Origin of the sequence: Atlantibacter hermannii, from assembly GCF_009907385.1 — a bacterium.
GTDB lineage: Bacteria > Pseudomonadota > Gammaproteobacteria > Enterobacterales > Enterobacteriaceae > Atlantibacter > Atlantibacter hermannii_A.
In genome coordinates this window covers 1-8726 of record NZ_JAAATR010000043.1, presented here as the reverse complement: position 1 = coordinate 8726, position 8726 = coordinate 1, and the positions used below count along the sequence as shown (strand labels likewise).

The following is an 8726-nucleotide window of genomic DNA, read 5'->3' as shown; positions in this document are numbered from 1 at the left end:
ATTAAATAGAATGAATGCCTGTCCTGCAATATAAATATCCAGCGTTAATTATGCAGATGACATACCCCTTACCCCTGTTGATGAATAACGCCTGAATAATAACCATTGTGTATGTACTAAGTGATAGATATTAACAGAAGCAATGATAATCGTCGCAATGATTGCAGATTAATCAATTCAGTGAAAAGTGTGATGGAAAAGAAAGTTGTCTGTTATCATCAGCGCCGATAACACGCCGCTATTACACAGTTTTGTAACGTATTTTGTGTGTAAGTTCTTATTTTAAAGCAAATTTCAAAATATTGCGGTCTGTCACGACTTATGTATCAGAAACGCGGCATAGTACTTTTCAACAACGCTGAATACCAAAAAAAGAAGGGTGAAGCAGTTGGCTAAAATATCTTCACGAAGAAGATATATTTTCATATAATGAAAATATAATAAGAGAGGTAGTTATGATTGATCGTGAACTAGGGAACTGGAAAGATTTTATTGATGGGATGCTGCGTAAGTAACCATCCAGTATGAAATCAAGAACACGACGTTCTTAGAATAATAAATCGTGGGTAAACCCACTAAAAAAGCGACCTTCACAGGCCGCTTTTTTTTACATCAAATCTGTTACTTTTCCGGACGTTCCTTCAACGGGAACCGCCTTCTTACCAGCACGAAAAACAGCGGTACAAAGAAAATTGCCAGCACGGTGGCGGAGATCATGCCGCCCATCACCCCGGTGCCGACGGCGTGCTGGCTGCTGGATCCCGCGCCGCTGCTGGTCGCCATGGGCAGTACGCCGAAGATAAACGCCAGCGATGTCATCAGGATCGGGCGCAGACGCTGATGGCAGGCTTCCAGCGTGGCGGCCATCAGATCCTTGCCGCGCGCATTCATATCGTTAGCGAATTCGACAATCAGTATCGCGTTTTTGGCCGATAACCCTATTACTGTCAGTAACCCCACCTGGAAATAGACATCATTTTCCAGTCCGCGCAGCCAGGTCGCCAGCAGCGCGCCGATCACGCCCAGCGGCACCACCAGCATCACCGAGAACGGCACCGACCAGCTCTCATACAGCGCCGCAAGGCACAGGAAGACCACCAGCAGGGAAATGGCGTACAACGCCGGAGCCTGCGCGCCGGAAAGCCGTTCCTGATACGACATCGCCGTCCACTCAACGCCAAAGCCGACCGGCAGCTCCTTCACCAACTGCTCCATAATATCCATCGCGGTCCCGGTACTGACGCCCGGCGCGGCTTCGCCGACGATCTCAACCGCCGAATAGCCGTTGTAACGTTCAAGGCGCGGCGAACCGGTTTCCCAGCGCGAGGTGGCGAAGGCGGAGAAGGGCACCATCCCGCCGTCTTTATTGCGCACGTACCACTGATTGATGTCGTCCGGCAGCATGCGATATTTCGCGGCGGCCTGTACGTAGACCTTTTTCACCCGCCCGCGATCCATAAAATCATTCACATAGCTGGAGCCCCAGGCGGTTTGCAGGGTGTTATTAATATCGTCAATGGAAACGCCCAGCGCCTGCGCCTTACGCTGATCGATATCAATCTGCAACTGCGGGCTGTCGTCCAGGCCGTTATGGCGTACCCGGGTCAACTGATGATGATCGCCGGCCAGCGTCAGCAGTTGGTCGCGCGCCTTCATCAGCGCGTCATGACCGGCTCCGGAGTGATCCTGAAGTTCCATATCAAAGCCCGCCGAACTGCCCATACCGCTAATCGCGGGCGGACTGCTGGCGAACACCCGCGCTTCTTTGATGCCCTGAAACGCTTTGGTGGCGCGTTCGATAATGGCGAACGAACTGCCGGTTTTCTCGTCGCGGTCGTCCCAGTCTTTCAGGCGTACAAACATCCGCGCCACGTTTTGCCCGTTGCCGCCCGGCCCGGAGCCCACGGTGGCGAATACCGACATCACGTTGTCTTTCTCTTTGGTGAAGAAATAGTGCTCCACCTGCTGAACCACTTTCAGCGTCTGCTGCTGGGTTGCGCCGCTGGGCAACTGCACCGAGGTGATAAACATCCCCCGGTCTTCCAGCGGGAGAAACGAAGTCGGCAAACGTAAAAAGATGATCACCATGCCGCCGAGCAGCAGCGCGTAGATCAGCATCCAGCGCACGCTGCGGTGCAAAATCTTGCCCACGCCGCGCTCATAGCGCGCCGCATTGCGGCTGAACATCCGGTTGAACCAGCCGAAAAATCCGCGCTGACCGTGGTGCTCGCCTTTTTGCAGCGGTTTCAACATCGTGGCGCACAGGGCAGGGGTGAGGATCATCGCCACCAGTACCGACAGCACCATGGCGGACACGATAGTGATAGAGAACTGGCGGTAAATCGCGCCGGTCGTGCCGCCAAAAAAGGCCATCGGGATAAACACGGCGGAAAGCACCATCGCGATACCCACCAGCGCGCCCTGGATCTGCCCCATCGATTTGCGCGTGGCTTCTCTGGGCGATAAGCCTTCCTCGCTCATGATGCGCTCGACGTTTTCCACCACCACGATGGCGTCATCCACCAACAGACCGATTGCCAGCACCATGGCGAACATCGTCAGGGTGTTAATGCTGTAGCCGAAGGCGTACAGCACCGCGAAAGTGCCCATTAATACCACCGGAACGGCGATAGTCGGGATCAGCGTGGCGCGAAAATTCTGCAGGAACAGGTACATCACCAGAAACACCAGCGCGATGGCTTCCAGCAGCGTTTTCACTACATCGACAATTGAGGCCTTAACAAACGAGGTGGTTTCATAGGCGACTTTGTACTCCAGCCCGTGGGGGAAGTACTGGGCCAGTTCATCGAGTTTTTTCAGCGCCAGTTCCGCCGTCGCCATCTCATTGGCCCCGGATGCCAGTTTGATCCCCAGCCCGGATGCCGCATGGCCGTTAAAGCGGCTCAGATAGTCGTACTTTTCTGCGCCCATCTCGACCACGGCGACATCGCCGAGTTTCACTTCCGAACCGTCCTGATTGACCCGCAGGGTAATATCGCGGAACTGTTCCGGGGTTTCTAACAGCGACTGGGCGTTGATAGTGGCGTTCAGCGCCTGGTTATCCACTGACGGCGTACCGCCCAACTGGCCCACGGCAATCTGGCTGTTCTGAGATTCAATCGCGTTCACCACGTCCTGAGTGGTGAGCTGATAACTAATCAACTTGCCGGGCTCCAGCCAGATCCGCATCGAATAAGGCGAGCCGTAGGCGTCGATATCGCCTACGCCGTCCACGCGGCTTAACGGATCCTGAATATTACTGGCGACGTAGTCGGCGATATCCTGTTTATCCATGCTGCCGTCGGTAGAGACAAACGCGATGGTCAGAATATTGGTATCGCCGGTTTTACGCACCGTCACCCCCTGGTTCTGTACCGCCTGGGGGAGTTTACGCATCGCCGACTGCAACTGGTTTTGCACCTGCTGCACGGCTTCGTCCGGATCAGTGCCGGCGGCGAAACTTAAGGTAATCGACGCCTGGCCGGTCCCGCTGCTTTGCGACGACATATACATCAAATTGTCGAGGCCGGTCATGTTCTGCTCAATGACCTGGGTGACGGTATTTTCCAGGGTTTGCGCCGAGGCGCCGGGGTAGTTGGCGGTGATCCGCACGTTCGGCGGCGCCAGTTCGGGGTATTGCTCAACAGGTAACGAAAATATGGCTAACGTGCCAGTGAGACACAAAATGATGGCCAGCACCCAGGCAAAAATGGGGCGATCGATAAAGAAATTCGCCATGTGTGTCAAAACCTCTTAATGCTTCGCAGCGTTATTATTAGGGCCCGCTTAACTGTATCCGCTTACCCCAGGTCAAACGTGGAGAAATTGAGGAGATAGTGTAAATTAGTATTCAGTTTTTGCAGGCTGAAGGCCCAGCCTGCGAGGATGATTATAGCCCGCGCGTTTCCAGAAACAGCACCGTCGCCGCCACCCGTGAACGCACGTTCAGCTTACGTAACAGGTTGCGAATATGGACTTTTACGGTCTCTTCAGAAATATGCAGCACCATGGCGATTTGCTTATTTGACTGACCGCGCGCCACTTCCTGCAACACATCCAGTTCCCGCTCAGTCAGCGTGGTAAAGGGATCGTCGCTTTTTACGCTATCTTTACGATTATTTAAGTATTCGCGCACCTGTTCGCTAAACGCGTCACCGTGCAGCGCGCCGTGGCGGATCGCCGCCAGCAGTTCTTCCGGATCGCTGTCCTTCAGCAAATACCCGTCTGCGCCCGCGTCAATCAGGGCATACACGTCGTTGCGCGCATCGGACACCGTCAGCACGATAATCCGCGCGCTGACGCCGTCGCGGCGCAGCGCATGCAGCGTATCGAGGCCGCTCAGCCCTTTCATATTCAGATCCAGCAGAATGACGTCGGGCGAAAGACGATTGGCGAGGCTAATCGCTTCTGTCCCACTACTGGCTTCACCCACCACGTTGAAGCTGTCGTCGATTTCCAGCAACTGGCGAATCCCGCGGCGCATCAGCGGATGATCGTCGACAATCAATACCTGGTGCTGTTGTTTTTCCGTCATCCTGGTCTCCCTGTAATACGGTGTGGTTATTGTAATGAGACGTTTTCCACGTCAGACATTGCCTGGGGTGTGGTAAAGCTGATGCCAATCATGGTTCCGCCATTGACCGGACGCGAAATGGTTAGCACCCCACCTAATCTTTCGGCACGTTCATGCATAATATTTAGCCCATAATGACCGGCAGGTTCATCAAGGCTGGCGATCCCGGTGCCGTTATCGCGGATATACACCGCGTGGCTGCCGTCCGGCGACGTCAAACAGCTCACGGAAATCTCGCTGGCATTGGCGTGTTTAATGGCGTTCAGCACCGCCTCGCGGACGATTTGCAGCAAATGCACCTGCTGTTGCGCATCCAGCGCCAGCGGCGACATTTTACAATCCAGATGGATCGCGGCGGCGGTTTGCCCGCGCAGCGGCTCGATCATCTCCTGCAACGCCGAGGGTAAATCCGCCTGTTGCAGCGTTAAGCGGAACGTGGTCAGCAGCTCGCGCAGTTGACGGTAGGCGTCATTCAGTGCCCGGTCGAAATCGCTAATAATCTGCTGCGCTTTGCTATTCTCCTGCGGCACCGCGCGCTTCAGCAGCGTCAACTGGATGCGTAAAAACGACAACACCTGGGCCAGCGAGTCGTGGAGTTCACGGGCGATAGTCGCGCGTTCTTCCATCAATAATAACTGCTGATAATGCTTTTGCGCCTGGTTGAAATACAGCCCGCGCCCCAGCATATTGGCGACGCTTTCCATCAGCTGCGGCGACGGATTTTTCCCCAGCGACTGCCAGCGCAACTGCCCAAAAACGGTCTCCTGCATCGCCAGCGGCAGCGTATGCCAGGGAGACATCAGCTCGCCTGCCCCTTCGCTGAGGCGCCAGTGGCTGCCCACTTCCATCTCAATCGCGCCGATAGCTTCGTGCTGGCGGACAATTTGTAAAATCCGCCGGAAACAGTGCTGATCGATGGTGCTGACGTTCAGCGCCTGGGAGCAGTTATACAGTACGCCCAGCATGCGGTTGGCTTCCTGCAAACTCAGGGTTTTTTCCCGCACGTTCTCTTCCAGCGAGCGATACAGCTTTTGTAACTCGCCGGACATGCGGGTGAACGAGCGGGCCAGCAGGCCCAGTTCATTATCCAGCCCGGTATTGAGCGGCGGATAATCAAACTGCTGCTGCTCAATGCTGCGGCTGGCGCGCACCAGGTTGTTCAGCGGCTCCACCACCTGCTGGCGGATGCGCCGCAGGGTAAACACGGCCAGAGTGAAAATCGCCATAAAGCCGAACAGTGAGGTCAGCACCACCAGGATCACTTTGCGCTCGGCATAGTGTTGTAGAGCCAGCACAAACAGATCGATTTGATGCACATAGCCGGAAATATTGTTTTGGTACCACGCCAGATCGCGCACCAGCAGGCGGTTATTCATCTCCTGCCAGTTCTCGTGCAGCGCCGCGTAGCGCGCCCGCACTTCGCCTGGCACATACCAACGGTTCAGCAACATCAGCACCGGCGAATTCAGCGCGGTGTCATATTGCTGGCGATGGATCTCAAGCTGCGGATCGTTGGCCTGCAACTCATAGCCGAGACGGTAGCTTTGCATGCGCAGCGAACCGGCAATATTCACCGCTTCGGCATCGCGCAGACTGCTGGCAAGCGTCAGCAGGGCAACGCCCGTCGAAAGCAGCGACAGCAACATGATGTAAAAAAAGGCGCGAGCAAGGCTTGTGGATACCGGGCGTTGAACAATCACCGAACTGCTCCCTGAACTGCAAAGGTGGTCGCAACCTACCAGAATCTGACGGGACGTGAAACAGCCTTTCAGGAAACTTTCGCGTCAGGTATCAGCATTTTTCGATCTATAACCTGCCGCTAAAACGCTGCTGACATCCTGATAACAAAAATTTCAGCAAAACGGGGTTTCAGTTTCAGCGAAATAAATTGATCTGGTTCAGCTTACGGGTCAATTTGGGTTCTTTTCGTGCAAACGCCCGTTGCGCTGCCGTCACAGACTGGTTAAGAAATACCCCCTTGAACAATATGAGTCATGGCGGGGTAAGTAGGATGAACCGGTTTGTCTTTGCAGATGCGTCGCGCTGCATCGGATGTCATGCATGCGAAGTGGCATGCGTGATGGCCCATAATAACGAGCAGCACGTGCTGACGGCGTCAGCTTTTCGCCCGCGTATTACCGTGTTGAAACAGGGCAACATTCGCAACGCGGTAACCTGCCATCATTGTGAATCCGCACCGTGCCTGTGCAGTTGTCCGAACGGCGCGCTGACCAAAACCCAGCAGAGCATTCAGCTCGATGAGCGCAAATGTATCGGCTGCAAATCCTGTATGCTGGCCTGCCCGTTTGGCGTGATGCAGATGGTGGAAAGCGCCTGCGGACCGCACGGTGCCGTCACGACGCACGCCCATAAATGCGATCTGTGCCATCAACGCGATGCCGGGCCTGCGTGCGTAGAGCAGTGTCCGTCGAACGCACTGCGTGTGGTGGGCGGGGATTCGCTCCAGCGCCTGGCGCGCAGCCGTCGCGTTGACAGCGCCTGCCGCGAAGCGCAGTCGCCCCATGGCGGGCTGGCGTTACGTAATGTGCCAGATCCAGGCGATAAAGTGCGTCAAATGGCCGCGACGCCCCCACGCGGTGAGCCGGACAAACTCCCCCTTGCGCAGCGGAAAACCGGTTTCGATGAGATCTCTCTGCCGTTCAGCGCCCGGCAGGCGGCAGCAGAGGCCGAACGCTGTCTGAGCTGCGGCGAACACAGCATCTGCGAATGGACCTGCCCGCTGCATAATCATATTCCGCAGTGGATTGAACTGGTGAAGCAGGGCCGGGAAAACGAAGCGGTGGAGCTGTCACATCACACTAACTGTCTGCCGGAAATCACCGGGCGCGTCTGCCCGCAGGACCGCTTATGCGAAGGGGCCTGTACGGTACGCGATGAGCACGGCGCGGTGACCATTGGCAATATTGAACGCTACATTTCCGATCGCGCCTTTGCCCGCGGCTGGCGGCCCGATCTCTCCTACGTTAAACCCACGGCGGGGCGCGTAGCGATTATCGGCGCGGGTCCGGCGGGGCTGGCCTGCGCCGATTTACTGGCGCGCAGCGGCGTACAGACCACGGTTTACGACCTGCACCCGGAAATCGGCGGGTTGCTGACCTTCGGCATTCCGTCGTTCAAGCTGGATAAAACCCTGATGCAGCGGCGGCGGGAAATCTTCACGGCGATGGGCATTACCTTCCAGTTGAACTGCGAAATCGGCAAAGACATTCCGCTCGCTACGCTGGTGGACGAATACGACGCGGTATTTATCGGCGTGGGCACCTATCGTTCGATGAAAGCCGACTTACCCAATGAAGATGCGCCGGGCGTGTATGACGCACTGCCGTTCCTGATCGCCAACACCAAACAGGTGATGGGCCTGGCGGAACTGGATACACAGCCGTATATCGATATGGCGGGCAAAGAGGTGGTGGTGCTGGGCGGTGGCGATACCGCGATGGACTGCGTGCGCACTTCGCTGCGCCACGGGGCGGCGAAAGTGACCTGTGCCTATCGTCGTGATGAGAAGAATATGCCCGGCTCGCGTAAAGAGGTGAAAAACGCGCGGGAGGAGGGGGCGCAGTTTGAATTTAACGTGCAGCCGGTGGATGTGGTGCTGGATGACTCCGGCAACGCCTGCGGGGTGCGTTTTTTGCGTACGGCGCTGGGCGAACCCGACAGCCAGGGCCGCCGCCGCCCGCAGCCGATCCCCGGCAGCGAATTTGTGATGCGCGCCGATGCGGTGGTGATGGCGTTTGGTTTCCATCCGCACGCGATGCCATGGCTGGAGGCGCAGGGCGTGAAGCTCGACGACTGGGGGCGGATCCAGGCGAATGTGGAGAGCGAGTATCGTTATCAGACGACCAACCCGAAGATTTTCGCCGGCGGCGATGCGGTACGCGGGGCGGATCTGGTGGTCACGGCAATGGCGGAAGGGCGCCACGCGGCGCGGGGGATTTTAAAGTATCTGGCGTTGGAGGAGCAGGTGGCTCACTGAGGTTATTTTTTTCGGTGGAATAGTGCCGTTCGGTGGAATGGTTCCGTTAAGTGGAATGGTTCAGTTGTTCCGTTCGGTGGAAGGGTTCCGTTCGCCTGGGCTTTCGAGTTTGTCTCTGGCACCGAAGTACGCGAACGGGCCAGGGGGGCTCGCCGT

At 56.4% G+C, this 8726-nt stretch carries 5 protein-coding genes; 2 read left to right on the top strand and 3 right to left on the bottom strand.

Features of this window, described 5'->3' with window-relative positions; translation table 11 throughout:
- The first annotated feature begins 455 nt into the window (after nt 1-455).
- Nucleotides 456-515, top strand: a complete 60-nt coding sequence (gene ypfM / locus GV764_RS13480) for a protein YpfM (protein WP_121497584.1) — start codon at nt 456-458, stop codon at nt 513-515.
- 106 nt (nt 516-621) lie between these two features.
- On the opposite strand, the gene acrD is transcribed toward ypfM, so the two are convergent.
- The 3 genes from acrD to narQ all read right to left on the bottom strand — a co-directional run bounded on the left by acrD (nt 622) and on the right by narQ (nt 6273).
- Entirely contained in the window at nt 622-3738 is a 3117-nt protein-coding gene (acrD, locus tag GV764_RS13475; RefSeq protein WP_161660606.1) for a multidrug efflux RND transporter permease AcrD, read from the bottom strand.
- Nucleotides 3739-3889: 151 nt separating this feature from the next.
- On the bottom strand, nt 3890-4534 hold the full coding sequence (gene narP, locus GV764_RS13470) for a nitrate/nitrite response regulator protein NarP (RefSeq protein ID WP_125294154.1): 645 nt from the start codon (nt 4532-4534) through the stop codon (nt 3890-3892).
- 26 nt (nt 4535-4560) lie between these two features.
- The gene (gene narQ, locus GV764_RS13465) at nt 4561-6273 is read right to left on the bottom strand and encodes a nitrate/nitrite two-component system sensor histidine kinase NarQ (RefSeq protein ID WP_161660605.1); all 1713 of its coding nucleotides are present in this window, start codon (nt 6271-6273) and stop codon (nt 4561-4563) included.
- A gap of 311 nt (nt 6274-6584) precedes the next feature.
- Here narQ and aegA point away from each other — a divergent pair, with 311 nt between their 5' ends.
- Nucleotides 6585-8570, top strand: coding sequence for a formate-dependent uric acid utilization protein AegA (gene aegA, locus GV764_RS13460; RefSeq protein ID WP_161660604.1), 1986 nt, complete (start codon nt 6585-6587; stop codon nt 8568-8570).
- Nucleotides 8571-8726: the final 156 nt, after the last annotated feature.